The sequence below is a fragment of the Pseudomonas sp. JR33AA genome, assembly GCF_021378985.1.
GTDB classification, from domain to species: Bacteria; Pseudomonadota; Gammaproteobacteria; order Pseudomonadales; family Pseudomonadaceae; genus Aquipseudomonas; species Aquipseudomonas alloputida.
On the sequence record NZ_JAJSAW010000063.1, the window covers coordinates 1 to 377 of the forward strand.

The 377-nt window shown below is 61.5% G+C and carries 1 protein-coding gene; it reads left to right on the forward strand.

Annotated elements, in window-relative coordinates:
- A partial coding sequence (locus LVS58_RS25020) for an immunoglobulin-like domain-containing protein (protein ID WP_233693252.1) occupies positions 1-377 on the forward strand: 377 nt, incomplete at both ends.

Sequence of the window (377 nt, forward strand, 5' to 3'; positions counted from 1 at the left end):
CCAACAAAGACGGTCTGCCGATCAACAACCACAGTGCACTGACCTTCACGCTGAACGACGGCAAAACCGTCATCACCGTGCCGGCCAACGGTACCGTGGGCACTGCCACCGTGACTGCTCCGGACAACGTCTACGTCGGTACCAACGACCCGGTGATCAAATCGATCGCTACCGTTGCAGGCGCGGATGTCGGCAAGTTCGAGCAACTGACCCTCGACAAAACCCCGGTCAGCACCTCGGTTACCGACGAGCCAGGTACGCCGGGCAACGAAGGCGACCTGGTCAAGGTCACCATCACGGCCGACCAGGCCTCGGTGGCCGAGAACGTCAAACCGACGTTCACCGTGCACGTCAACCAGCCGCTGGACCACAACCAG